At 36.2% G+C, this 24,295-nt stretch carries 24 protein-coding genes and 1 pseudogene; 20 read left to right on the top strand and 5 right to left on the bottom strand.

Features of this window, described 5'->3' with window-relative positions:
• Positions 1-115 precede the first annotated feature (115 nt).
• Together ACFPA1_RS08840 and ACFPA1_RS08835 are read left to right on the top strand one after the other, a co-directional pair.
• Positions 116-373 (top strand): hypothetical protein, encoded by a 258-nt coding sequence (locus ACFPA1_RS08840; protein ID WP_378582107.1) that lies wholly within the window; start codon positions 116-118, stop codon positions 371-373.
• A gap of 404 nt (positions 374-777) precedes the next feature.
• Positions 778-2,085: a hypothetical protein gene (locus ACFPA1_RS08835; RefSeq protein WP_378582105.1), complete on the top strand. Its 1,308-nt coding sequence runs from the start codon at positions 778-780 to the stop codon at positions 2,083-2,085.
• Between the two features lie 261 nt (positions 2,086-2,346).
• Here the strand turns inward: ACFPA1_RS08835 and ACFPA1_RS08830 are convergent, their stop codons facing one another.
• Positions 2,347-2,607, bottom strand: a complete 261-nt coding sequence (locus ACFPA1_RS08830; protein ID WP_378582104.1) for a hypothetical protein — start codon at positions 2,605-2,607, stop codon at positions 2,347-2,349.
• A 263-nt stretch (positions 2,608-2,870) separates the two neighbouring features.
• On the opposite strand from ACFPA1_RS08830, the gene ACFPA1_RS08825 reads away from it, so the two are divergent.
• Positions 2,871-3,878: a DNA/RNA non-specific endonuclease gene (locus ACFPA1_RS08825; RefSeq protein ID WP_378582103.1), complete on the top strand. Its 1,008-nt coding sequence runs from the start codon at positions 2,871-2,873 to the stop codon at positions 3,876-3,878.
• A gap of 239 nt (positions 3,879-4,117) precedes the next feature.
• Here ACFPA1_RS08825 and ACFPA1_RS08820 read toward each other — a convergent pair whose 3' ends face one another.
• Together ACFPA1_RS08820 and ACFPA1_RS08815 are read right to left on the bottom strand one after the other, a co-directional pair.
• Positions 4,118-4,732 (bottom strand): hypothetical protein, encoded by a 615-nt coding sequence (locus tag ACFPA1_RS08820; RefSeq protein ID WP_378582102.1) that lies wholly within the window; start codon positions 4,730-4,732, stop codon positions 4,118-4,120.
• Between the two features lie 164 nt (positions 4,733-4,896).
• Positions 4,897-5,459, bottom strand: a pseudogene (locus ACFPA1_RS08815) (recombinase family protein).
• A 169-nt stretch (positions 5,460-5,628) separates the two neighbouring features.
• Between ACFPA1_RS08815 and ACFPA1_RS08810 the strand changes: the two are divergent.
• Entirely contained in the window at positions 5,629-5,970 is a 342-nt protein-coding gene (locus tag ACFPA1_RS08810) for a group II intron maturase-specific domain-containing protein (protein ID WP_378582496.1), read from the top strand.
• A 208-nt stretch (positions 5,971-6,178) separates the two neighbouring features.
• On the opposite strand, the gene ACFPA1_RS08805 is transcribed toward ACFPA1_RS08810, so the two are convergent.
• Positions 6,179-7,315: an HNH endonuclease gene (locus tag ACFPA1_RS08805; RefSeq protein ID WP_378582101.1), complete on the bottom strand. Its 1,137-nt coding sequence runs from the start codon at positions 7,313-7,315 to the stop codon at positions 6,179-6,181.
• Positions 7,316-8,098: 783 nt separating this feature from the next.
• Here ACFPA1_RS08805 and ACFPA1_RS08800 point away from each other — a divergent pair.
• Positions 8,099-8,764, top strand: coding sequence for a hypothetical protein (locus ACFPA1_RS08800; protein WP_378582100.1), 666 nt, complete (start codon positions 8,099-8,101; stop codon positions 8,762-8,764).
• Positions 8,765-9,228: 464 nt separating this feature from the next.
• On the opposite strand, the gene ACFPA1_RS08795 is transcribed toward ACFPA1_RS08800, so the two are convergent.
• Positions 9,229-9,495 (bottom strand): hypothetical protein, encoded by a 267-nt coding sequence (locus ACFPA1_RS08795; RefSeq protein ID WP_378582099.1) that lies wholly within the window; start codon positions 9,493-9,495, stop codon positions 9,229-9,231.
• 648 nt (positions 9,496-10,143) lie between these two features.
• Here ACFPA1_RS08795 and ACFPA1_RS08790 point away from each other — a divergent pair.
• The 15 genes from ACFPA1_RS08790 (at position 10,144) to ACFPA1_RS08720 (ending at position 24,235) form a co-directional block, all read left to right on the top strand.
• A complete protein-coding gene (locus tag ACFPA1_RS08790; RefSeq protein ID WP_378582098.1) occupies positions 10,144-10,512 on the top strand; it encodes a helix-turn-helix domain-containing protein in 369 nt (122 codons plus the stop codon).
• A complete protein-coding gene (locus tag ACFPA1_RS08785; protein WP_378582097.1) occupies positions 10,513-11,028 on the top strand; it encodes an ImmA/IrrE family metallo-endopeptidase in 516 nt (171 codons plus the stop codon).
• 190 nt (positions 11,029-11,218) lie between these two features.
• The gene (locus tag ACFPA1_RS08780) at positions 11,219-11,362 is read left to right on the top strand and encodes a hypothetical protein (RefSeq protein WP_378582096.1); all 144 of its coding nucleotides are present in this window, start codon (positions 11,219-11,221) and stop codon (positions 11,360-11,362) included.
• Positions 11,363-11,440: 78 nt separating this feature from the next.
• The gene (locus ACFPA1_RS08775) at positions 11,441-11,650 is read left to right on the top strand and encodes a hypothetical protein (protein ID WP_378582095.1); all 210 of its coding nucleotides are present in this window, start codon (positions 11,441-11,443) and stop codon (positions 11,648-11,650) included.
• A gap of 101 nt (positions 11,651-11,751) precedes the next feature.
• Entirely contained in the window at positions 11,752-12,684 is a 933-nt protein-coding gene (locus tag ACFPA1_RS08770) for a bacteriophage abortive infection AbiH family protein (protein ID WP_378582094.1), read from the top strand.
• 446 nt (positions 12,685-13,130) lie between these two features.
• Positions 13,131-16,184 carry a BPTD_3080 family restriction endonuclease gene (locus ACFPA1_RS08765; protein ID WP_378582093.1) on the top strand — a complete coding sequence of 1,018 codons (3,054 nt, stop codon included), beginning with the start codon at positions 13,131-13,133 and terminating at the stop codon, positions 16,182-16,184.
• Between the two features lie 18 nt (positions 16,185-16,202).
• Positions 16,203-18,983 carry a site-specific DNA-methyltransferase gene (locus tag ACFPA1_RS08760; protein WP_378582092.1) on the top strand — a complete coding sequence of 927 codons (2,781 nt, stop codon included), beginning with the start codon at positions 16,203-16,205 and terminating at the stop codon, positions 18,981-18,983.
• A 455-nt stretch (positions 18,984-19,438) separates the two neighbouring features.
• Positions 19,439-20,257, top strand: a complete 819-nt coding sequence (locus ACFPA1_RS08755) for a zeta toxin family protein (RefSeq protein WP_378582091.1) — start codon at positions 19,439-19,441, stop codon at positions 20,255-20,257.
• A 64-nt stretch (positions 20,258-20,321) separates the two neighbouring features.
• Positions 20,322-20,489 carry a hypothetical protein gene (locus ACFPA1_RS08750; protein ID WP_378582090.1) on the top strand — a complete coding sequence of 56 codons (168 nt, stop codon included), beginning with the start codon at positions 20,322-20,324 and terminating at the stop codon, positions 20,487-20,489.
• Between the two features lie 965 nt (positions 20,490-21,454).
• Positions 21,455-21,694: a hypothetical protein gene (locus tag ACFPA1_RS08745; RefSeq protein ID WP_378582089.1), complete on the top strand. Its 240-nt coding sequence runs from the start codon at positions 21,455-21,457 to the stop codon at positions 21,692-21,694.
• 100 nt (positions 21,695-21,794) lie between these two features.
• Positions 21,795-22,481, top strand: coding sequence for an AAA family ATPase (locus ACFPA1_RS08740; protein WP_378582088.1), 687 nt, complete (start codon positions 21,795-21,797; stop codon positions 22,479-22,481).
• Positions 22,478-22,630 (top strand): hypothetical protein, encoded by a 153-nt coding sequence (locus tag ACFPA1_RS08735; RefSeq protein WP_378582087.1) that lies wholly within the window; start codon positions 22,478-22,480, stop codon positions 22,628-22,630. The genes ACFPA1_RS08740 and ACFPA1_RS08735 overlap by 4 nt, the downstream gene beginning before the upstream one ends.
• A 5-nt stretch (positions 22,631-22,635) precedes the next feature.
• On the top strand, positions 22,636-22,884 hold the full coding sequence (locus ACFPA1_RS08730) for a hypothetical protein (RefSeq protein ID WP_378582086.1): 249 nt from the start codon (positions 22,636-22,638) through the stop codon (positions 22,882-22,884).
• 3 nt (positions 22,885-22,887) lie between these two features.
• Complete coding sequence (locus ACFPA1_RS08725; RefSeq protein WP_378582085.1) at positions 22,888-23,865, top strand: hypothetical protein; 978 nt, start codon at positions 22,888-22,890, stop codon at positions 23,863-23,865.
• A 67-nt stretch (positions 23,866-23,932) separates the two neighbouring features.
• Positions 23,933-24,235, top strand: coding sequence for a hypothetical protein (locus ACFPA1_RS08720; RefSeq protein ID WP_378582084.1), 303 nt, complete (start codon positions 23,933-23,935; stop codon positions 24,233-24,235).
• The last annotated feature ends 60 nt before the right edge of the window (positions 24,236-24,295 follow it).

Raw genomic sequence — 24,295 nt, 5'->3', positions numbered from 1 at the left:
ACCGCACAAACGATTTAATCTTACATTTATTAATGCTAAAGGTCTTTTGATGTTTGTCCATACTGCTAAAGAAATCTTATCTATTATTCATTTTACTTCGCTATGGAAGATGGATATGAATGAGACCTGGATGAATATCTCATTTATTTTAGTTTATTTATCTTTTAAACTAGATGCTATCTGTTATGGGTATGTTTGGATTATTACAAGAGAAAATAGGAATATTAAAAGAATAGATACAAATTGTAGATTTGAGATTGCACCATATACATCAAAAGGAGAGAATGGTGTACTCCAGGTTGTCCGTGAAATAGCAGAGGATCTTACAGCTTTGTTATTATTGAAACAAAATGGTTTACAAGAATTGGAGTAGAACTGCATTTTGCTGTGCAGTTCTTGTTGCTCTAAAATATAATGTTAACAGCTTTTTGGGTATCAGAATTAGCTAATAAAGTAAGAGAAGATTTTAATGATGTGTTTATTGATTTTGTAATGGAAAAACATCTTTTGTCATACCCAAAATGAAATTTACCAAATATAATTAGGTGGAGACGTAATATTGATGTTAAAGGCTGATAAATATAGGTACTAAAAAACTGGTAAATAAAGAATATTTTAGAACGATGGTGGTTGGGACAAACTGCCCGGACTGTGTCGAAATGATTTTTATTTTATGGGAACTTGTCAAAGGGCAAAAATCCCTAGGGGTGGGTTGTCTGATTTGATAACAGTAGGTTGGGTGAGTGATTTGTTGACAAAATTATAGGAGGATACTTCATGGATAATGAAAAAAATACAGAGCTAAGTCAGAATGTAAATAACGACGAGCTTCAAGAGCATATGAATGATACCATTGGTATTGAATTTTTCGTTAATGAGTTGTTGCCTGCAGATTTAGAAAGTCAAGGATATAGAAAAATACCCCTAGACGAGGTTAAGAATGTGGAGCCATTACTTCAACTCGCACCACAACTTTTAGTAGATAAAATATATAAAGGTGCAGTTGAGAAGGCCTTTAAAGCAGCGACAGAAAACTCTTATAAATGCCTTTTAGATCCATCAATGCATCTGGCGACAATAAAAGGGACAACAGATGTGTTTATTGGAACTGGCCTCGATAATGCTACAAACAAGGTGAAAGGACAAGCACGATGGTTAAAAAATGATGCGTTTTTAAATATCTCTAATACAGCGCAGGCTGTCTCTAATGCATTTAATGCTTTATCAACTGTGACTGGACAGTATTTTATGGCACAGGTCAATGCGAATCTTTTAGATATCAAAGGTGGAATCGATGACATAAAACAGTATATTGATGCTGTTAATCAAAGTGAACTAGAGACAGCACTTCAAGAGTTATATGAGATTATTGTGCATATACGCTTCATAATGGATGACTCAGAAAGAGTCCGTACAACACTTATTCAAATAAATGGTATACGAACCGTTGCTAAAAATAACATCAATTTATACAAAAACCAGATTGAAAGAATAATAGAGCGAAAATCAGAATCTTTTAAATCTGACAAGGAAAAAGTGATAACAGATAACATAGAAAAACTGAGAAAAAATATGGTTCAATATTGTTACGCTGTTTACCTATATAATTTAGCCCAGATTCTAAAAATATACTTAACCAATATTATAGATATTGAAGAATTGAGCCTTTACCGTAACGAGATTAGCGATATAGTAAATCAGTATAAAAGCGTATATAATAATGTAACTATATGGGCTAAGAATTATATTGATGAAACAAACTTACTTAACAAGGTCAGTAAGAAACAGATATCTCTTAAATACGTATTTGGATTTGCTGGTGATGTTCTTGGCCGTAAAATGGGTAATTACGAATTAGGTGGACAGACAGAAGCACTGGCAAATAAATGGTTCGATAATAAAAGGAAGAAGAAAAAAGAAGCCTATATTCTTAGTAATAATGAGTTTCAAAATCAAATGAATGGTATGGAATTGATTGATTCATCAATTTCCGTAATGGATAGATATATTGATATGACTCGTAAAAAGGCAGAAATTGTTTCTATTGAGGGTGAATACTATATCAAATATTTTGAAAAGGAATAAAGCTGTACATATAGAAAATTTGGGAAGCCGTTATTCGGCGTTAATATGCTACTAATAAATCTGACAGGAGACCATGTATCTGCGATCACCACTCATCTCATGTCTAGCTGCTTTTAGAAAAGGGCTTTGAAAGCCTGGAGGAACAGGTTGTTTTCCAATCATTGAGTATCTTCGAAGTAGGGGATAAAACCAATACAACAATTGTATTAAATATAAGGGGATTCAGTCGTTATACTGAATCCTTTTGTGATTTGTAATGGCTTATTTTTTAGACTTTTTAAATGCTGATACTACGGCTAAATTTGTAATTGGTTTATCGGATACAATAAATGCCTTTTTATAAGCAGGGTATTTATTTACTATATCTTCATAAGTCCCCGTATCTTTAATGAACTCTGGTTTGTATATAAAACATTTTACATGCTGTATTTGCGTAAACATGGTGTCAGTGTGAACCAAATCCTTTCTTTTGAAAGGCTTTTTACAGACTTCACAATGTGGTTGCATTTTTTCAGTGACCATAATTCACCCCCTTCCCTTATAGAATATACACTCCGGAAGAATGAAAAAGTTGATAAATTCGAAACATTCATTAATCGTTCACATATGAATTCTGACTGCAGTGGAAATGTATGTTGTGAAATTTTTCACTTAGACTAACGGGGCAGTTTAATGGAATAAGGAATTTTACCATAACTAGGGATTTAAATTTAATTAATTTATTCGTTTTTTGAAGTATTTTAGCAGTATATTAGTATTGGTATTTCTAAAAAAGGGGACAATTTATGAAGAAATTAACCTACTTATTTATGGCATTTTTATTAGTTTTCCTTGCAGCTTGTTCATCAAATGAAATAAATAGCCAAGAGGAAAAAAACAAAACAAATAAAACTCAAGAAGTAAGCAAAACAAACGCAGCCACTGATGATAGCAAAAACAGTACAACTGACGATTTAACTGAAAAAACGACTAGCGAAAGCGGTGATAGTCCAAGCGTTCCTGCCACTAGTACACCGACGATAACAAGTGTTAATGGTGACTTTGACTACAGTAAATATACGCTAATCGAAGTAGATGGCGGAGATATGTCAGGATATAGGAAGCCGAATGTCAGAGTAGATATCGGTTTTGGCGACAGGGAATACTGGGCTTTTACAAATGAATATGGACAGCTAATTCGTGTCGAAGCAAAAAGTGTAACACTCCAAAATCCGAATACTGAACATGTTTCATCGTCTGGGAGATACTATTCTGATGAAGCAAAGGTTCCCGGAACAGAGAATCCAACACTAGACGAAGGTCATGTGATTGCTGATTCACTAGGGGGAGTATCCAACGCATATAATATTACACCTCAAGACAGCACTCTCAATAGGCACGGCGATCAAGCATATATGGAAAAAGTGATTCGAGATGCAGGAGGCTGTACAGATTTCGTCGCAGTAATTTCATACCCAAATACTGACACGCAAATTCCTAACCATTATAAATACACATACAAAATTCAAGGCAGGACCATTACTGATGAGTTTGACAATTTGAACCCGGATGAAGTGAACAAAGACTTAGGGATAACGACAGGTGCGAGCAATACGCCACCGAAAACAAACACTGTACCGGCAAACGAGACGGTAAGCAGTAATGAAGATGTAAGTAAGGTAGATACCAATCATAATGGACAAGTTACGATCGCTGAAGCCAAAGCTGCCGGATTTAAAATGCCAATTACGCGCGATTCATGGCTCTATAAATATATGGACGATCGAGATGGTGATGGACTTGTAGGTGAGTAAACAAATCGGATATTTAGACACATATAACACAAAAATGAAACAAAGTAGGCAAAAATCGATATCTCGGTGTCTTAAACCTTGATTTAATAATTGAGTTTCTACCATAACATGAAAAAAGGCATATTGGACTGGAAGTTAAACAAAACAGAAAGGGTCAATTCCTATCTGTTTTGTTTTCACTTTCCCCTAATTTTTATCATTTTATTTAGTAACAGAATTCTTTTTGCATTTTAACTCTTTTACTGTTGTATGTTTTTAATAGTCATACCTCTTTTTTCTTCATTGCCAAGTGCAGTTTGGTTAGTCGCTTGTTCCAACATATGATCATCGTTAATTGCATCTCTTTCATCTCTTCTTAAATACATAAATTCTATATTAAAAATAGGTTTATATTTTGCTATCAGTAGTACCTCTAACACATCACGTGCTGCAAAACCTTCGTTGTTGTTTTCAAATAACCAAACAGTAACCGACTCAATAAATACTGTATTTTCATAATTATTTCTAGTTGCCTCTTCTCTATATACTTCACTATTAATGTATACTGTGAACCCATCATCTTCAGCATTCTTACGTAGGGTTGATTTTGAAGTATCAGTATCACTATATTGTTGTTCAATTCGTTTGCCTAAGAATATATTTCTTTTATCAGTTTTTCCAATATATAAGACTTCATTAGGCTCACCATTAACAGAACCTTCAAATAAATAGACTCCTGGTTGGGATATATTAAAAATTTCTTCCTCATTACCCTCAATTTTACTAAACGGTTTCTTTACAGGTTTAATATCCTCCAAGTCTGCTTCATTCAACAAATAAGTGATTATCTCACTGAAATTTACTTCTTCGCTCATAAATTTTCACCCTCTATTAATATTCTATTCAGCACTATAATTCGACAAGTTTTATCATTTGACCTTCAAAAAAATACAATATAATTAAATGATCGGTTTTATATGTAATACGGTGCCAATGCAAAGAGCTGGCTATCTTACAACCAGCTCCATTTCCTTTTAAATTAACTTTGCTCTTTAGCTTTTGCGTATATTGTGGGTCTGGGAACACCGGTCATTTTCACAATATCATTGACGCTAAGACCGTTGGATTCTCTTTCGACATACAACTTCAAAGCCTTCTTAACATCTTTCTCAGCCTTCCCAATACGCCCCATATGCTTCCCCTGGGCCTTTGCCCTCTCACGCCCCTCTGTTGTTCTATCGGCTATTAGGTCACGTTCAAATTCAGCTATTGCTCCCAGCATGGTAAACATGAGCTTACCAGCCGAAGAGGAAAAATCAATCTGTTCTTTGATGAACACCAAGGATATTCCCCGGCTTTGCAGATCCTTCGCAATCTTATGTAAATCGAATGTACTCCTAGCCAATCTGTCGAGCCTGTAAACAACTAGCTTGTCGCCTTCTCTTAAATAGTCGAGAGCCTTTGCAAGTTCCTCCCGGTCGCTTTTAGCCCACTTTGCTTTTCCATAAAAATTCTTTCGCAGACAAATTCGTTTAGTTTGTCGATTTGAAGTTCTAAATCCTGGTCTTTAGTTGATACCCTTGCATATCCAATGGTGGCCATTTTCATTTTCCTCTCTTGGTGTCTAAAAGTATAATATCTTTTGTACTTTTTATTTAGACTAACTTCTAGACAATAACAATTGCAAAAATAGCAACAACATCATGTATTTTTTTCCGTGTCCAAAACTTATAACTTTTAGACTTATGTTACGAAAAGAAACTTAACAGTTATTCTGGAGGAATTCGTCAAGCATCGATTAAATCCTATTATTAGAGGATGGGGGAGATACTTTGGCATTGGGTTTTCAAAGAACCTCTTTCAAAAGTTGGACTCATGGATTCGAAGAAGGCTAAGAATGATTCAGTTAAGAAGCTGGAGAAAAATAAGAAAGCTCCACAGGGAGCTTCGGAAAAGGAATTGGAAGGGCGAACTTCCGCATCTTTCAATGACTAGATTGAGGAATACTAAAACCGGACACGTACATTTTGCGATTCCTAATGAAAGGTTTCGAGAAATTAAACTTGTTTTTCTTTTAGACATTTACAATGAACTACATCCCCAGCGGGGATAAAGTGGAGGAGCCGTATGCGATGACCCGCACGTACGGATCTGTGAGAGGCGCATGAAATTCTTCATGCGCCTACTCTATTGTCTATGTACTCTTTCCTTTAACCCTTTACTATAGCCTGAAAAAGACTATAGGACGATTTAGTTATAAAGTGCATTTTGGAAAGCGATGCCCTCGGATGTTGCTTGCCTGTTTGATAATATAGGTTTTCTTATTGGGTATGCTTAAATACATTTTCTCTGTGCCATGTAATATACTTCTGCTGACTAGGATGAAGTTCTATTTTTATATCTTCATTAAGATTAAGTAATTCTTTATTTTGATTATCAATTAAATGAGATAAAATTATTTTCCCGTCATTATTAAAGGTAATATACCCTTTATCAAACGCAGCGTCATGTGAGGGACAAAGTAAAAAACCATTATAGGAAACTATTCTTTCATGATTATCTGAGTCTTTCCAAGGCTTAATATGACTTGCTACTAATAACTCTGTGATGTTCATTCCGCATATCTTACAAACAGGAGATATCCGTAATAAATTTTCTCGGAATTTTCCTTGGGTAGTTCTTACTTTTGCAAGATACTCTTTTTCGCTAGGTAATATTAAATCCGGTGTAGTGTCTATTGTTTTCTTGTTTTTTTCATTTAAAGGTATTATTTTTGCTGGTCCATTTTGAACAAAATTAATCCATTCTTTTGGAGCATGTTTTAGGGGGTTACCATTAATATTTTTTAACTGAGCTAACCAATCTCTACTGACGCCTTCCGGTTCAATATTAATCATAGTAAGGTGAGCTATGTAGTTTTGAAATTGATTTCCTGTTTCACCAAATGTTTTAAGTTCCAATGATTGGTTTAGTGTTTTTCCTTTTACGCCAGGGACTGCAACACCTAAAAATTCTACATTCAACCCATTCCCGGTAGTTTCAAAGACAAACATAGGTGGGACAGTTTTTCTGGCTTCATATGTTCCGTAAGCTTTTTCAAAGATTTCCTTTAACCAGGCATTCCCCTTTTGCTTGGTGTTTAAATAGTCATTTCCGGGTTCCCTATTATCCCCATAATAAATGAAAGTGCCTGTAGATTTATCATACGTATCAGGCCATTCTTTTATTTTTCCGGTTGAATAAATAACCCCATAAGCTATTTGTTTAGTGGGTTTTCCATTCACTTCTTTTGAAGATTTTCTAAAACCGCCCCTATTTCCTACACTTTTTGTATATCCATCAACCTTAAACAATTTGGTTAAAGGGTCATCAGCTGCAGGGTTGCCTTTAGAACCACTTTCGTAAATAGAGTTAACCAATAGTGGAGCAGAACTAAGTTGTTCATACTTAAATCTCAATGTAGATACCTCCTTGCAAAACATTTCTTTGTGTGCTTCACGATTTATGCATATTGCAGTAATATAGTAAAATTCTATCATAAGATTTAGCAAAAGATTTGTTTAAATTGTTACGAAAATTTTGGTTTATCAGTTTTAAGGACAGCAGAACAGCAGGGATTTGGAGTTTATGTCACCAGCAGAACGGAAGGACTTCCTATTCTTTTAAAAATAGGTATATTTATCAAGGAAAGGAAATGATTTTATTGAAAAAATAAATAACTGTTAAAATCAAAGGAGGTGGAAGTTCAACCAATGGCAAATGCAATAGATGCATATTGCGCCAACTGTAGAAGATACACACTCTTTGTTTTTGATGGTGAAAATCTAGAAGTGTATTTCGTGCGGATCGTATAATACAACACTGATAATTGAGAAAATCCATATGATAATGATTGGGATTAGAGGGTGTTACTAAGTATAAAAAATGTCGGAGCATGGGTTTAGTTGTCCAAGCTTCAATTTCCGAACAGAATCATTATTATGCCACTTGATGAACGGAAGAACGTTTATCTGCAGCTGCAGGTGGTTCCAGAGGACTATAGTTTTTTTTGAACTAATTAAATGCATGGTGAAGTTTAGGAACTTAACAAAAGCCGGGTTGCTCCGGATTCCGTCATTTGAGGAATGAAGTAATAATAGAAGCGAAAAAATTATAGGTGAAATCACTTTGGTTTCATCCTTTGAGAGTTTTTTTATAATTAGATTCATTTTTTTATTAAAAATGTGTAAAGGGGTATAAAAATGTCAGAAATTATAGATTCATATGAGAAATTTATAGACACATTTAAAATAGATAAAGAAGAGCTGTATTCTTTTGGAATAAGAGAAACAATATTACCACCAATTAAAAACGTTGAACTGAATTGGGAGGAGCTTAAGAAAAGAATATTTAGTAACGAAAGAGTAACTATTAGAGGTTACGGACGAGATGCTAAAGGCACTAGTATGTATACAGGGTTGTATAAACACTTATTTAATAATGAGAATGTACAAAAAGATCCAACAAACAATGCTGTCCCACAAAAAATAATATCACAGATGACTGGATATAAGCGTAATATTAATATATTTAATTATCAAGTATCGCATATATTTGGAAAGACCAAGAATCTCTTTTTGTTTGAGGCTCCATGGAACATTGCACTTGTTCCTAAGGTTATTGACCCTTTCACAGGGCACGAAACAAAAGGTTTATGGCCGAAGGAATATCAAGAGCGTTTTTCCGCTTATGCAAAAAATCGATATGCTAATTTTATTGATGAGTATAATCATTTAATTAGTAAATCTGAAATAATGGAGGGTATTTTAGAATATATTAATGATTTAAAAAAGATTAATGGCATTACAAAGGAGATTTTACAGTTTGAAAAAGATGTATTAATTGAACTATCTCCAATAGGAAGCTAAAAAAATAAAATTGAACTGTTTGCCGTTACTGAGCTTTCTAAATGGCAAACAGGCTGTTCTAAATGTAAATTTTGTACGGGAAAACAAAATAATTTACAAATATCTAGGGTTTAAGAATTCCTAGGCATTTTTCTTTACTATAAGTTTCTTTAAAATACTACAGAAACATATGTTCTTTTATAATTAAAAGAGAGGTTATTTCATGTCTTATCATATAATGCTGGCCAGGAAAATTACAGATTTAAAAGGTCTATTACAGACCCAGGTTCAAGTCATTGTCCAGCGGCTGGGCAAAGCATAAATTTCACTCTGGATGAGCTTGAAAAGGATGAGTTGCCGGAAGAATTAAAGGAATACATAAGGTGCATTTTGCCGGATATTGAGAACGGCAGATGGCTTTATACCGGGAACTACCATAAATAAAAAAGTGGATTCAGTCGATGTTACTGAATCCTTTTTCTTTGTTATCTATAATTTTTAGAAATTTTTAATGCAGATACAACAACTAAATTTGTTATTGGTTTTTCGGAAACGATAAAATTCCTTTTGTAGTTAGGGTATTTATTTACTATCTGTTCATAATTCCCGGTATCCTTAATAAACTCCGGTTTGTATATAAAACATTTTACATGCTGTATTTGTGTAAACATGGTGTCGGTATGAACCATATCATTTCTTTTAAAAGGTTTACTACAAACTACACAATGTGGTTGTACTTTTTCCTTGACCATAATCCACCCCCTTTCCATCTAAAATATACACCCTGGAAGAATGTAATAGTTAATAAATTCAAAACATTCATTAACCGTTCACATATCAATTCCGCCGGCAAATGGAAGGTAGATTCTGAAAAGCATGTTGTTTTCGAAGTGATTCATTATATTGGGGAGCCTGTTACCCGGTTTCCACCTCATGGAGAGAAAGCAGCTGCTAGAAGAAATTAACACCACGATTTAAGTTTGGTAGCGAAGGTAAAATATATAAGAAGGGTATGAGTTCACTCTTCTTTGATTTAGCCCGAGGGCAAGGATTAGAAGGCATAGTCCTAAAGCGGAAGGATTCCCGATACAAGGTCGGAAAACGCAGCCATGCATGTTTTAAGGTGATTAATTATCAATATGATGATGTGATGATTACGGGCTTAGAAAGGGCGATTTCGGAGTTTTGCTGAACTTTCTGGACTGCAAGCCGGCAGGATAATGGAATATATGTCTTCAGACGAACGGAAGGACCTATAAGTCATATCGGAACCCTGCTAACTCGAATGAGCGAGTTTTTTGTTGATTAGTGAAAAAAATCAACAAATTTTGTTGACTGTATTAACAAAATCGTTTATTCTAAGTTTAGAATTAATTTAATATTAGAAAGGAGGAACAACCATGTTGACTCTATTTGGAAAATTTTGTAGAAAACTCAGAATAGATAACGGCGAGCTGTTAAAGGATATGGCTGCTAAATTAGGGGTTACTTCTTCATATTTATCTGCTGTAGAAAATGGTAAAAGAAATGTTCCTCAGGCATGGGTTGAAACAATATCCAATAGTTATTCTTTAAGCACAGATGAACGCTACGAATTAAGACAAGCTGTTCAGGATTCACAAAAAGTCGTTAAAATTGATTTTGAAGGACTAAGCAGCGAAGATAAAAACGCTATTTTGGCTTTAGCTAGAGAGTTTAAGGGGTTGGATGAAAGTGATAAAAAGAAAATTAAAAACATCCTCCTCAATAATAAAAAAAGGAGGGATTAAATGAGCCTGTACGTTGCTAATCCTACTTCTAGGAATAGCATAAGAGAACTTACAAATATCATTAGGAACCTGGCGGGAATGAATGAGGTAAAATTTTTCCCTGTTGTCGAATTTTTAGAGTGGGTTTTACCTCAGATTGATCCATTATTTTCGTTGGAAATTGTTACTCCTAATGAATTAAAAAACCAATATGCTGTTACCTACCCGGAAAAGCATTTGATTCGGATTCAAGAAGACGTATATGAAAGGGCATTTTCGGGGAGTGGAAGAGATAGGTTTACAATTGCACATGAGATAGGACATTATATAATGCATAAACCCGGAACAATTGCACTTGCTAGGAGTCAAAATTACGAAAGAGTGCCCAAATATAAGGATCCGGAGTGGCAAGCAAATACATTTGCAGGAGAGCTGCTCGCACCACCACAGATAATAAAGGGATTTAGTGAAAAGGAAGTAGCCATGTGCTGCGGAGTTTCACTTGAGGTTGCAAGAATACAATTAAAAAACATTTGAGTAAGGAGTGAACGTATGAAAAGCAATAAAAAAAGCCCTTGTAGGGGGCCGACAGTTGTGTAGCAGTCGTTAGATAATGAACAGTCGCTACGTTTAAATTCAATTTTGGCGAATTGATGATTTAAATGTATCATTATCTTTGCCTCCCTGCAAGGGTTTTAAACCTAAAAGCAGAGGAGAAGTGATAAATATGAAAATTTGTAGACCATGGATTACAGTGAAAGGCGTAAGAATTTACGCTAAAGACAGAGGGTTAAAAGCTTTCTGTTGGGAGGTTTCCGAAGAAGAACATAAGGAATACCTGGAGAAACGGAAAAAGAAAAAGTCAAATTAATAATACAAGACGGACTTTTGCGACGGAGTCCGTTAAATACATCTTACAGCGAAACCAAGAAAAAAACGAGGTAAACATATGTCGATAAACTATGCAGAGATAATTTTAAATGGGATTTTAGAAGGAGTAATTCCATTGCTGAAAGTATTTTTGGCTCCGATAATCCTTTGGGTGTTAATACCTGGAATAGTTACTCAAGTGATTTTTAAAAGCAGACAAGCCTATCCGATTGGTGCATTTGTTGGCTTAATTGCTTTATTTACATTCGGTCCATTTGGTTCAAATTAAATAAATTAGCCCTTCTCAATAGAGAGGGGCTTTAAATTATTTTTTAAAATTTACAGTGCCCAAAGGACTGCAAGTTTCAGAATGGTATAGGGGGAAAGAGTATGAGGAGTCTATTTATCATTGGGAACGGGTTCGATTTGGACCATAAATTACCGACGAGCTACGAACATTTTCATAAATATCTTCGAAAAACTTATCCAGGTGCTAAGGACATGTCTCCATCTTATAATATATCAAGTACACTGATGCCCGATGGAGAAGAAGTATATGATGAAAATGAAGTGGCCTCGTTTTTAATCGATATTATTTCGAAAGCGGAAGGATATGGTGACTGGAAGGATTTTGAGGCTAGTCTCGGTAAGCTGGATTTGGAGGAGTATCTTGGTGATATGGCGTATTGGATGGATGATGAGAATGACGATGATGATTTATGGAAAAGCGCTTATCGAAACGAAGACGCATCGAAACATTTTTACTGGGTCACGATTAAAATCAAAGACATTTTCCCGAAATGGATAGATTCTATTAGCCTCCGCGGAGTAAAACCGAAAAAATCATTCAAGAATCTCATCGACAGGGAGAATGATATTTTCCTAACCTTCAATTATACCAGGGTACTAGAGGATATTTACGGAGCAGAGAACGTCATCCATATCCATGGGGAGCAGGGCGGCTCAATCGTCATTGGGCATGCAGAACATAGGGATCAAGAATTTCACTATCGCTACATAGGTTCCGAAGAATACTTAGAAATGATACATAGTGCCTTAAGAAAAAATTCAGAATCAATTATCTTAGAATACAGTGATTTTTTTGAAGGATTGAAGGACATTGATACCATCTTTTCTTATGGGTTTTCATTTTCAGATGTCGATCTTCCCTACATAATGGAAATCATAAGAAGGATACAAACTGATAATGTAACGTGGTACCTGAATAGCTACGACCCCGAAGAAAAAAGGGAAGAGTATAAAGATAAAATTAAATCATGTGGATTTAAAGGGAAGTTTGCAATATTCACCGTAAACCAATAAAGATACAAAATGGAAAGTTACGACCAAAAATACAGAAACACACCAAAATTCCTGCCAGCAGCTTATGCCAATGTAATGACTGATTCCGGCTGCCCTAGTAATCCAGGACCTGTTGTTGAGGAAAATTAAGAGAAGTAAAAAAGAGCTTGGAATTATTCCAAGCTCTTTTCGTGTGATTCCTCAACTTCCTGAACACGCTTAAAACACCAACGTCTCTTAATATCCTTCTCAATCTTCCAAGGATGCTGATGTTTATTTGTGGCTTTTCTCAATCACCCATCTTTTACGGTAGCAATATCAATCATCGACAAATTTAGATATTAAAAGTATAATATTATTATTTATTGTAATTTTTTAATCTGCTATTATTGATATTCTAGGCCCATTTAATACAAAGAAAATTAATTTATTGCTGCTTTCTTTAATAACAAGGAGAGAAAATAATAATGTATGATCAATTCTTCCAAAAACCCATCCTTAATTCTCCTTATGAATATCCGTCACGTCATTGGGAGCTTGATGAACAAGGTCAACCAACGCATCGAATAATTGAAAAGCGTCGTAGTGCAGAGTTTATAACGCCCATACCTAAGCCCCGAAAACGAAAGGATATTGTTGAACAAGCTCAATTGATTTTCGATGAAGGTTTGGGGCTTTCAACATTAGAACAACAGTATGATCCAACTTCTATGATAAATGCTGTTAGGCGTCATGTTGATGAATGGAGAAAAAGACCTAATCCAAATACTTGGCAAGTAACACCAGAGACTGCTCGACTGCTTCAACATTGGAGAAATCACAAGTTTAGCGGAATGCGACCATTCTTCTGTCAAGTTGAAGCAGCTGAAACGGCCATCTGGTTAACTGAAGTAGCTCCTAAAACAGGAAAGATAGGTAAACAATTTCTAGAACATTTAGTAAATGTCAACCAAGAAGCAAATCCGGATTTAATGCGTTTAGCTTTAAAACTAGCAACTGGTGCAGGTAAGACAACTGTAATGGCTATGCTGATTGCTTGGCAGACTATCAATGCTGTACGTCGACCAACGAGCAAAAAATATACCCGAGGGTTCTTAATTGTGGCACCAGGATTGACTATTCGTGATCGGCTTAGAGTGCTTCAACCTAATGACCCTGACAGTTACTACCGAAGCCGCGAACTTGTGCCAAACGACATGCTTAGCACTATTGAGCGTGCTAAGATTGTTATCACTAATTATCATTCCTTTAAACTTCGAGAAAAGGTACAGATACCTAAGGCAACTCGGTCCCTACTTGAAGGTCGTAATGAAGAAATTAACACATTAGAAACTGAGGGACAAATGCTTCAGCGTGTCATGCCTGAACTAATGGGCATGAAGAATATTTTTGTAATAAACGATGAAGCACACCATTGCTATAGGGAAAAGGTCCAGCAGGAAGTAGAAGAATTAAAGGGTGATGACAAAGAGGAGGCAGAAAAGAACAACGAAGCTGCGCGTCTTTGGATATCTGGCCTTGAGGCTGTCAATCGTAAAATAGGTATAACGAATGTTATTGACCTATCAGCAACACCATTTTTTCTTCGAGGATCAGGGTATGCAGAAGGTACACTCTTTCCTTGGACTATGAGTGACTTCTCATTAATGGATGCCATCGAGTGCGGTATTGTAAAGTTGCCTCGCGTTCCAGTTGCCGACAACATCCCTGGCGGGGAAATGCCTAAATTTCGAAATCTCTGGGAACATATACGTACCCGTATGCCTAAAAAAGGACGTGGCAAGGCAAATACTCTTGACCCTTTAAGTCTGCCTGTAGAGTTATTAACAGCTTTAGAAGCTCTTTATGGACACTATGAAAAGACATATGAATTGTGGAAAGAAAATGGAATAAAAGTTCCTCCGTGTTTCATTGTTGTTTGTAATAATACATCCACTTCTAAGTTGGTTTATGACTATATTTCAGGTTTTCAACGGCAAAATGATGATGGTTCTACTATGCTTGAAAATGGACGGTTAAAGTTGTTTCGGAATTTTGATGATCAGGGCAATCCAATTGCACGTCCACGTACGTTGCTTATTGACAGTGAACAACTGGAATCGGGAGATGCTCTTGATAATAATTTCCGTGAAATGGCTGCCGATGCTATTCAACGTTTTCGTAACGAAATAATAGAGCGGACTGGGGACTTCCGACAAGCGGACAAGCTTACTGATCAGGATTTACTTCGGGAAGTAATGAACACAGTTGGTAAAGAAGATCGTCTTGGAGAATCTATACGGTGTGTAGTATCTGTATCAATGCTTACAGAGGGATGGGATGCCAATACTGTAACTCATGTGTTGGGAGTTCGTGCTTTTGGTACCCAGTTACTATGTGAGCAAGTAATTGGACGGGCACTGCGCCGCCAATCTTATGATTTAAATGAAGAGGGTCTTTTTAATATCGAATACGCGGATGTATTAGGAATTCCATTTGACTTTACAGCAAAGCCTGTTATTGCACCACCTCAACCTCCTAGAAAGACTGTTCACGTGAAGGCTGTTCGACCTGAAAGGGATAGTCTTGAAATAATATTTCCACGTGTAGAGGGATATCGTGTTGAACTTCCACAAGAACGTCTATCAGCTGTTTTTGATGCCGACTCTATACTGGAACTGACCCCGGAAATTGTGGGCCCCTCAATTACAAAAAATGCGGGAATTATCGGAGAAGATGTGGACCTTAGCCTAAGACATTTGGAAAAAGTACGTCAATCAACACTCATTTATCATCTCACTAAACGTTTGTTATACACTAAGTGGCGTGATCAGGGAGAAGCTCCAAAACTCCACCTGTTTGGTCAGTTGAAAAGCATTACAAAACAGTGGCTTGATGATTGTCTTGTTTGTAAAGCTGATACTTTTCCTGCACAATTGATGTTTCAGGAATTGGCAGATATTGCGTGTAATCGTATTACATCAGGAATAAATCGAGCTTTGGTGGGTGAGAGGCCTATTAATGCAATTCTTGACCCATACAACCCAAGTGGTTCAACCAAAAATGTAAATTTTAATACCTCAAAAATAAATCGTTGGGAGACAGATCCACGCCGGTGTCATATCAATTGGGTCATTCTTGACAGTGACTGGGAAGCTGAGTTTTGTAGAGTTGCTGAGTCTCATCCATTGGTAAAATCATATGTTAAAAATCATAATCTTGGATTTGAAGTACCATACCGCTACGGTTCTCAGCAAAAGAAATACATTCCTGACTTCATCGTCCTAGTTGACGATGGACATGGAGAAGATGATCTGCTACGTATTATTGTTGAAATTAAGGGGTATCGGGGGGAAGATGCTAAAGAAAAGAAAACAACTATGGACCTTTACTGGATACCAGGAGTAAACAATCTCGGTCAATATGGTCGATGGGCGTTTGCGGAATTTACACAGGTTTACGAGATTGAGGCAGACTTTGAAGCTAAGGTGCGTTCCGAGTTTAATAAGATGATTACCTCAGTTATGGCTCAAACAAAATAATGGAAGGAGAAGTTAAACTTGGAGAGAAAGTCGGTAGAAACTCTTAAACACGAAAAAGCAAGTCGTAAAAATATCCCTACAGCTGAATATCAATCTGTAATGGCTAAGGACCAACAGAGCCCTATTCGTGTTGTATATGAACGGAGAAATCAGGATTTAGACCCACAGTTAGTATGGAGAGGGAAAGATGATAAAGATTGGTCGGATCTAGTTGTCCAAGCACCCCCACTATATATTCAGGAGAAAATCCATCCTAAGGTTTTAATTGATGATTTACAGCGTCGTACAGAGAACCAAGAAAAAGCCGAAAACGAACAGATTGACTTATTTTCCGATTTCAATGGGCTTCCTGATGAAAATGCCAAAACAGAATTCTATCAGCACGATGCAAATTGGAGTAATCGAATGATTCTTGGAGACAGCGTGCAAGTAATGGCTTCACTTGCTGAACGGGAAGGGCTTCGTGGAAAGGTACAGTGTATTTATATTGATCCTCCCTATGGTATAAGGTTCAATTCAAACTTCCAATGGTCGACAACGAGTAGAGATGTTCAAGACCATGTAAATCACATTACCAGGGAGCCAGAGCAGGTAAAAGCCTTTCGTGATACTTGGCGGGATGGAATTCATTCCTATTTAACCTATTTAAGGGATAGACTAACTGTTGCAAGAGATTTATTGAGTGATACTGGTTGTGTTGTCCTACAGATGGGAGATGAAAACGTTCATCGAGCAAGGATATTACTTGATGAAGTTTTCGGTGAGGATAATTTTGTCTGTCTTATTACAGTGAAAAAGACAAATCACCAACAATCAAACTACGTACCTTCAGTATCTGACTACTTAGTTGTTTACGCTAAATCAAAAGACCAACTAAAGTATCGTCCTATCCGCCCTACAAAGTCTCTAGAGGGAATAGATTTTTCAAAGTACAATAAAACGCTTGATTCTGAACTACGTGTTCACCCTATACCAAAAGAGTGGAAAGAAAATCCTGAACTTATTCCGGATGATCATTTAATAATTAGGACAGATATAACTCTTACACAAGATGGTGATTCTGGAAACTCCCAAGTTCCTTGGAATATCTTTTCGAATGAGTACTACCCTGGTAAAGGACGTCATTGGAGAACACATGAAAAAGGAAGATTACGTCTATCCTATGCTGGCCGCGTTGCAAAAGGGAAAACTAGACCATTCTATATTGAGCCTTGGAATGATAAGCCTGCAGCACCCAATAATAACATATGGACCAAAAACCTTGCGGGTGCGCAACATAAAATTTATGTAGTTCAGACAAATGTAAGGATTGTGGAACAGGTATTATTAACATTTAGTGACCCAGGAGACCTTGTACTTGATCCGACATGTGGTTCTGGAACTACAGCTTTTGTTGCGGAACAATGGGGGAGACGATGGATAACCATTGATACATCCCGGGTGGCCCTTGCCCTAGCTCGTTCAAGAATAATGGGTGCAATATATCCTTTCTACCTATTAGCAGACAGTAGGGAAGGTCAAATAAAAGAAAGTGAAATTACGCGGACTCCACCTTCTGATGCACCAACTAGAAATGATATTCGTTACGGATTTGTTTACGAGAGATTACCAAACATCAAACTAAAGTCAATCGCTAACAATTCTGAAATTGAAGTAATCTGGGAAAAATATCAAGAAGAACTGGAACCGTTACGTCAAAAGATTAACAAAGCATTGGGACAAAACTGGGAAGAATGGCAAATTCCTCGTGAAGTTTATGATGATTGGAATGATAAAGTAAAGAAACTGCACGAAAAATGGTGGGAGATACGTATTGCTAGGCAGAAGGAGATTGATGCATCTATAGCTGCCAAAGCAGATTTCGAGTATCTATATGATAAACCATATGTAGACAAGAAGAAGGTTCGTGTTGCGGGACCGTTTACTGTTGAGAGTCTTTCGCCACATCGCATGTTGGTAGTAAATGAGAATGATGATTTAGTTGATGGTGCCTCTGAGAAAAACACGAGTAACGGAGATGAAACGGACTTCGTTCAAATGGTATTGGAAAACTTAAAAACTGCAGGAGTACAACAGGCACATAAGGATGATAAGATACATTTTACTTCGATTACTCCTTGGCCTGGAAATATGGTTTGTGCTGTAGGTCGTTATATTGAAGGCGACGAAGAGTCAGGCATCGAAAAACGTGCAGCAATCTTCATTGGCCCTGAGTTTGGCACTGTTTCCCGTTTTGATTTAGTTGCAGCCACTCGCGAGGCTGGTGATGCTGACTTCGATGTTTTGATTTCCTGTGCGTTTAATTATGATGCTCATTCTTCTGAATTTAACAAGCTCGGTCGTATTCCTGTTCTTAAGGCACGAATGAACGCCGATCTGCATATGGCAGAAGATTTAAAAAATAACGGAAAAGGTAACCTTTTTGTAATATTTGGGGAACCGGATATTGACGTTCTTGAAGTAGAGGAAGGTAAATTAAAGCTTAAGGTTAATGGAGTAGATGTTTTTGATCCAAACACTGGGGAGGTACGAAGTGACGATAATGATGGAATTGCTTGTTGGTTCATTGACACTGACTACAATGAAGAAAGTTTCTTTGTACGACATTCCTATTTCCTAGGTGCGAATGATCCTTATAATTCTCTTAAGAAGACACTTAAGGCGGAGATAAATGCTGAGTCATGGAAAACGTTGTACAGTTCTACTTCACGCGAGTTTAAAAGGCCGAGGAGTGGCAGAATTGCGGTTAAGGTCATTAACCATCTTGGGGATGAGGTTATGAAAGTCTTCAGAGTTTAAGGGCTTCAGTAATATGCCATTTGAATATTATTAGGAATAAATTGTTAATTAATAATAGCCGTCTCGGGGTAACTGAGGCGGTCTTTCTTTTTTGAAAGTTTCGGCCCAATCCACACAATGCTGCAGCTTTTATATTTCTTTGTATTATCCGAACGGTGATTAAATTCGCTAAATTAATCTCCTCCATTTAGCATTAAATTTGGCGATCGCTTTTTTCTTCCCCTTTACAGTTTAGTGAAATTAATTAGAGTGGAAAAATTGGTAAATAAAGTAGAAAAAGAGAGAATGTTTCAATTATAATGTGAAAGGAGTAGTAAATAATTTTCATGTGATTGTTATTGGACTTTTCCTAATGTCTGCGAAGATACTGAGACTACTAATTGCAATAATCCATTGGAAAATAAGAAATGCTCATAACTTTAGTGTTTAGCTGATTTATAAAAAAGGGGATCTATATGAGATTATCAACACAAAAACTAGAAGTAAGAGAAGATTTAATAACCGCAAAAAAATATCGTATTAATGGTGATTATGTAGAGAGTAGGGCTGAAAAACATCGAGTGATCATCTTTAATAAATTAAAGGACAGGGAACCCAATGAAGATAGACAATCTATTTTACTAGCTGGCGGTGCTGGAGCAGGTAAAAGTACAATAGTTGAACAATACTTTTTGCCTGAAACGATGGAAGACTCGGTTTCTGATTTCATACTTATTGATAGTGACAAAATTAAAGAAGAATTAGATGAATATAAGGAATACAAAGAGAGTGAAGATACTGTATATTTTGCGGCATTTTATGTTCATGAAGAGAGTGGACATATCGTTAAATTACTACTACAAGAGTGCATAAATAGAGGCTTATCGTTTATTTATGATGGTACAATGTCGTGGAAACCGCTTTATGATGATTTAATAACAAAACTCAATCAAAACGCGTATTCTATAACAGGGGTATATGTAGATGTTGAGTTAGAAGTTGCTCAAGCTCGAGCAATAAAGCGTGGGGAAGAGGAGAAGAGATATGTTGATCCAGCGTTTGTTGAATTGGCTAATCGTAATTCAGCAATTACGTTCAGAAAATTAAAACAACATTTCGACGAAGTGCTAATGTTTAACAATACTGAAGACCGAATTGATAAAAACCAGATAGTCGAGCCGTTCTACATAAGGGGAACTCCCTTTACCCAAGAATTTGAGGATGGTGAAATCAAAAATCCATTTCAACTAAGCCTTTTTAAGAATAAGTCTGAGTTACCGTATATTGGAGAATAAAAATAAATATGGATAAAACTATATGTAAACGGGTATAATTAAGAAAAGGATGGAGGGATTACTTATGGCTAGTTTAGTAAAACGACTTGCAGCACGTATGATGGACCCTCAATTTAACGAAAACTTCTATAAGCGGGTAAATAGTCCAAACATTATTACAGATAAGGATAAAAGTAATTATGCTTTGGCTCATGAAGCTTTTCAAAAGTATAAAAATGAAAAAAAGGAATAATGCACATGCGCTCATATTTTTTGAGCGCTTTTTTATTTACTTCAATGCTATTTATGTAATGTGATATTTATTTAAATGAGGAAATCGCATCGACCCTTATCTGACAGGGATTTCGAATGGTGGCAAGTTGGTGGCAGACTGGTGGCAAAACGAATCATATTGCCACCAATTACATCTGTTTAAATCAAATTATCATAAAATAAAAGCCTAAAATACCAACGATTTCAAACTAAATCTGTTATAATCTGATTCACTTTACAACCTTGACAGGGTTGTGTTCATTCATTGATATAAAATTACGAAATCCATCAAACAAGCAGTACCTTGGATGATATATCTCGCTAGTTATTAAAAAGCAGAAAAATCTTCTTTGAAATAAAAAAATAATCGCTTTCGCAAATTAAATTAAGAAGGGGCCATAAATGGCCTTTTTTATATTGGGATAAATTTAACCATCAATTCCGGTTATTCTCCATTTTCATACAAACCATTAATATCTAAATACCCCTATTTTACTACTCCAGTAGCTCCACTGTAATATTCCCTTTCCTATTACTTTGGTCATTTTTATGAAGCATGATATCTAGATATAGTTCACAACAAATTCACAGAAAGTTCTTGTGGTATAATATGGAATAATATATTAGGGTTTCAAGAGCTTTTGAGAGGGGAAATAATGATGCTAATTCCTGACAATATTACAAGGGAACATATAATTCAGGCAATCTTAGGAAATATAAATCAGATAATCCTTTTGCAAAAGTGAAAGAAAGGAAAGTAAGACTTTATAGTATGCCGTTAGCTGAAGTACAATCGCTCTCAAAACTATTTGAAGAGAATCATGAGGATACCATTCAATACATTAATCACCTGTTTGAATCTCAGAAACGTTCTCCATACCTTATACATAACCATGTTCGGTTGGAACGAGCAATATTTGATAATAAGTTAGGAGAGACATATTAATGAACGGCTTTGAGAGCGAGAATATGGCAGAGGAAGAGGCTGATATAAAATATTTTTGGTTAACGGCGAATCCTGCCATCTGGGATGTAAGCAGAATAAAGAAGGGAGAGACTGTTTTTTATACTGCATACAATGAAAAAGGAAATAAAAGAAGAATCTTTAATGCTTTTTTATGGCAAAGCCTAAAGATAAAATTATTTTTTATGAATCGACACCTCGAAAAGAAGTTGTTGTCCTAGGAGAGGTAGTGGAAGGATTTCATGCAGAACCACATGAAGGATTCGATGAACCGGTTGAAGGAGTTTCCTTTCGGTATATCAGAGATATAGAGCCAATCTCGTGGCGCAAATCTTGGAGGTGGAAGAATTAGAAGACTCTTCACCTGTTAAAAATGGTGCACAAGGCAGCTTGTTTGAATTAACTAAAGAGGAATTTGAAGCAATATTAGCTTTAGAGGATACGGTAATCCAAGAAGATGGATTCGAGTTGCCAAAAATAGATTTCACTGCATCCATTACAATTGAAGGTTTGCATTTTGAAAATCAGGAAATCATTATTAAACAAGCGCAAACTGCTCTTAGGAAAGGTAAGAATATTATTTTAACCGGACCTCCAGGAACTGGTAAATCCAAATTGGCCAAGGAGATTTGCCGCAGCTTCGGTGTCAATTATCAAATGACCACAGCCACTTCTGATTGGTCAACCTTCGAAACCATTGGCGGGAATCGCCCGGAAGCTGACGGAACCTTGACATTTGGGCCTAGTATATTTTTATCGTGTTTTAATTATCAAAAAACCTATGAACACAAAAATGAGTGGTTGATTATTGATGAGATGAATCGGGCTGATATCGATAAGGCCTTTGGGTCTCTTTTTTCAGCATTAACGGGTGATCCTATTACCCTGCCATTTACGGCTGAAAGCGGAAATCAAGTGGTGATTCGCCCGCAGGAGGATGAGGTTTTAAATCAAAAGAATGATTATGAATATATCATTCCTAATGATTGGGGTTTATCGGGACGATGAATGCTTTTGATAAAGCCTCTCTCTATGAAATGAGTTATGCGTTCATGAGACGTTTTGCCTTTATCCCGGTTGGTGTTCCGAAAAATATTACAGAAGTACTGGTAGAAACCTATCTAATTCAGTGGGAATTGAGGAATATGGTTACTTAGGAACCTTGGCCCAATCCTGGGTACTGATCAACGAATACAAACAAGTAGGTCCTGCCATCATAGAAGATTTGGCTAAGTTTACGATAGAGGATGGAGACTTTACTTCTGCCATCATCTTATATGTCATGCCTCAATTTGAAGGATTAATGGATTATCAAATCTTGGAGTTTGTTCAAAAAATTGGGGAACTAGAAGAAGTGGATAAAGAACAGTTATTGAATTTCACCTATGACTTTTTCCAAATAAAGGAGTAAGGGATGAAACGAGAAGAAATAATTGAAGAAGTTAGTGATTTTCTCATTGTCTATCTAAAAGCTGGAAAAGTTGGTTTAAAATCATTTAATAAAAAGGCGGAATTAAACATCTCTCAGCTCGAGCATTTGTTAATAATTCACTTTTTGCTCCGAGAGGATGTAAAGCAGTTTGTTCGGGAACTTCCTAACTTAATTCGCCGTTTTAAAACTTCCACGAAAATTGAAAATGAAATTTACATTGGAGAGGTTCATGGTCAGATTCATTGGGCTAATACATTAAAAGAACGGTTAAAAACTAATCACAAGGATCGCACCATTTTTTCCTGCAGTCAATCGATACGGAATTATGATATAACCGAAAATCTTGTCTTGAAAGAGCTGCTTCATACTCTTTATAGGGTGCTATTTATAAAGATTGATATAACTCGCCTTGAGAACTACGACTATTTTCAGGAGTGGAAAGATCTAAAGGGTATCGTTAGTGACATGATACGAAAAAATGTGTATCTTTCCAAGGTGCAGTCTGATAATAACAAGGTGACAAATCGGATGATTCAAAAAACGCTTTATCATCGAAATCCTTTGTACCGTCACGCTGCAGAACTGCTGCTGGAGTACCGTGAGATTATGAAAGGTAACTATGATAAAGACTTGTTACAACAACTTTTATCGGAAACGTTTATTTTTCCCGAAAAAGAAGAAGTGTTATTTGAATTGTTTTGGACGATAAATCTCATTAAGAATATTACGAAAAATGCACAGATGCAGCTTATCGATGGAAGAAGCAATCTGGTCGCTTGCTGGGAGACGGCCGAACATTTTTACTCTATTTATCACGATTTGGCCGGATCAAAAAATATTTCTTTTTATATATCTTCCAAAGAAGTGTCGAGGTTTGATCATCCATTCATTTTGAGAAAATTATCGTCTATGCACAATGCTTTACATATTGCCCAAAACCAGCTTTCAGAGAAACTTTGATTCCACAACTTTTTGGAGCGGCAGGCCGGATATCATTATCGAGATTTACACCAAAGAAACTGGTAAGTTGGAAAAACTTTTCATTGGAGAAGAGAAAGATACAAAGAGGATTAGTTATGCCATTACTGGACTTCGAGAACTAATAGACTATATGGAATTGGTGCAGGACAAAAATGGAGTTTACTTAAAGGAAAAAAACGATGTATTGGTTGAAGGCAGGCTCTTTATTGGCGAAATGGAAGTGCAAAATCCTATTCAAGATAATGTTAAGATACACTCTATGTCCAATCGAATGGCCGATAAGTTGAATGTAACACTTGCTAAAAAAACTTTGGATGAAGTATATACTGGTAAAACCTTCATTACATAAGGAAAATAAAATTTGGTTCCCACCGAGAAAGTAATTTTCAAATATAGTAATCGTTAAGAA

Origin of the sequence: Neobacillus sp. GCM10023253 (assembly GCF_042653105.1) — a bacterium.
Lineage (GTDB): Bacteria > Bacillota > Bacilli > Bacillales > Cytobacillaceae > Neobacillus > Neobacillus citreus.
The sequence above is the reverse complement of the archived record's forward strand: the minus strand, read 5'-3'. Positions and strand labels throughout refer to the sequence as shown.

What these genes read in the sequence shown, in the direction of transcription:
- ACFPA1_RS08840 (WP_378582107.1), top strand. Translation starts at nt 116, where the DNA reads ATGAATGAGACCTGGATGAATATCTCATTTATTTTAGTTTATTTATCT.
- ACFPA1_RS08835 (WP_378582105.1), top strand. Translation starts at nt 778, where the DNA reads ATGGATAATGAAAAAAATACAGAGCTAAGTCAGAATGTAAATAACGAC.
- ACFPA1_RS08830 (WP_378582104.1), bottom strand. Translation starts at nt 2,607, where the DNA reads ATGGTCACTGAAAAAATGCAACCACATTGTGAAGTCTGTAAAAAGCCT.
- ACFPA1_RS08825 (WP_378582103.1), top strand. Translation starts at nt 2,871, where the DNA reads ATGAAGAAATTAACCTACTTATTTATGGCATTTTTATTAGTTTTCCTT.
- ACFPA1_RS08820 (WP_378582102.1), bottom strand. Translation starts at nt 4,732, where the DNA reads ATGAGCGAAGAAGTAAATTTCAGTGAGATAATCACTTATTTGTTGAAT.
- ACFPA1_RS08800 (WP_378582100.1), top strand. Translation starts at nt 8,099, where the DNA reads ATGTCAGAAATTATAGATTCATATGAGAAATTTATAGACACATTTAAA.
- ACFPA1_RS08795 (WP_378582099.1), bottom strand. Translation starts at nt 9,495, where the DNA reads ATGGTCAAGGAAAAAGTACAACCACATTGTGTAGTTTGTAGTAAACCT.
- ACFPA1_RS08790 (WP_378582098.1), top strand. Translation starts at nt 10,144, where the DNA reads ATGTTGACTCTATTTGGAAAATTTTGTAGAAAACTCAGAATAGATAAC.
- ACFPA1_RS08785 (WP_378582097.1), top strand. Translation starts at nt 10,513, where the DNA reads ATGAGCCTGTACGTTGCTAATCCTACTTCTAGGAATAGCATAAGAGAA.
- ACFPA1_RS08780 (WP_378582096.1), top strand. Translation starts at nt 11,219, where the DNA reads ATGAAAATTTGTAGACCATGGATTACAGTGAAAGGCGTAAGAATTTAC.
- ACFPA1_RS08775 (WP_378582095.1), top strand. Translation starts at nt 11,441, where the DNA reads ATGTCGATAAACTATGCAGAGATAATTTTAAATGGGATTTTAGAAGGA.
- ACFPA1_RS08770 (WP_378582094.1), top strand. Translation starts at nt 11,752, where the DNA reads ATGAGGAGTCTATTTATCATTGGGAACGGGTTCGATTTGGACCATAAA.
- ACFPA1_RS08765 (WP_378582093.1), top strand. Translation starts at nt 13,131, where the DNA reads ATGTATGATCAATTCTTCCAAAAACCCATCCTTAATTCTCCTTATGAA.
- ACFPA1_RS08755 (WP_378582091.1), top strand. Translation starts at nt 19,439, where the DNA reads ATGAGATTATCAACACAAAAACTAGAAGTAAGAGAAGATTTAATAACC.
- ACFPA1_RS08750 (WP_378582090.1), top strand. Translation starts at nt 20,322, where the DNA reads ATGGCTAGTTTAGTAAAACGACTTGCAGCACGTATGATGGACCCTCAA.
- ACFPA1_RS08745 (WP_378582089.1), top strand. Translation starts at nt 21,455, where the DNA reads ATGAACGGCTTTGAGAGCGAGAATATGGCAGAGGAAGAGGCTGATATA.
- ACFPA1_RS08735 (WP_378582087.1), top strand. Translation starts at nt 22,478, where the DNA reads ATGAATGCTTTTGATAAAGCCTCTCTCTATGAAATGAGTTATGCGTTC.
- ACFPA1_RS08725 (WP_378582085.1), top strand. Translation starts at nt 22,888, where the DNA reads ATGAAACGAGAAGAAATAATTGAAGAAGTTAGTGATTTTCTCATTGTC.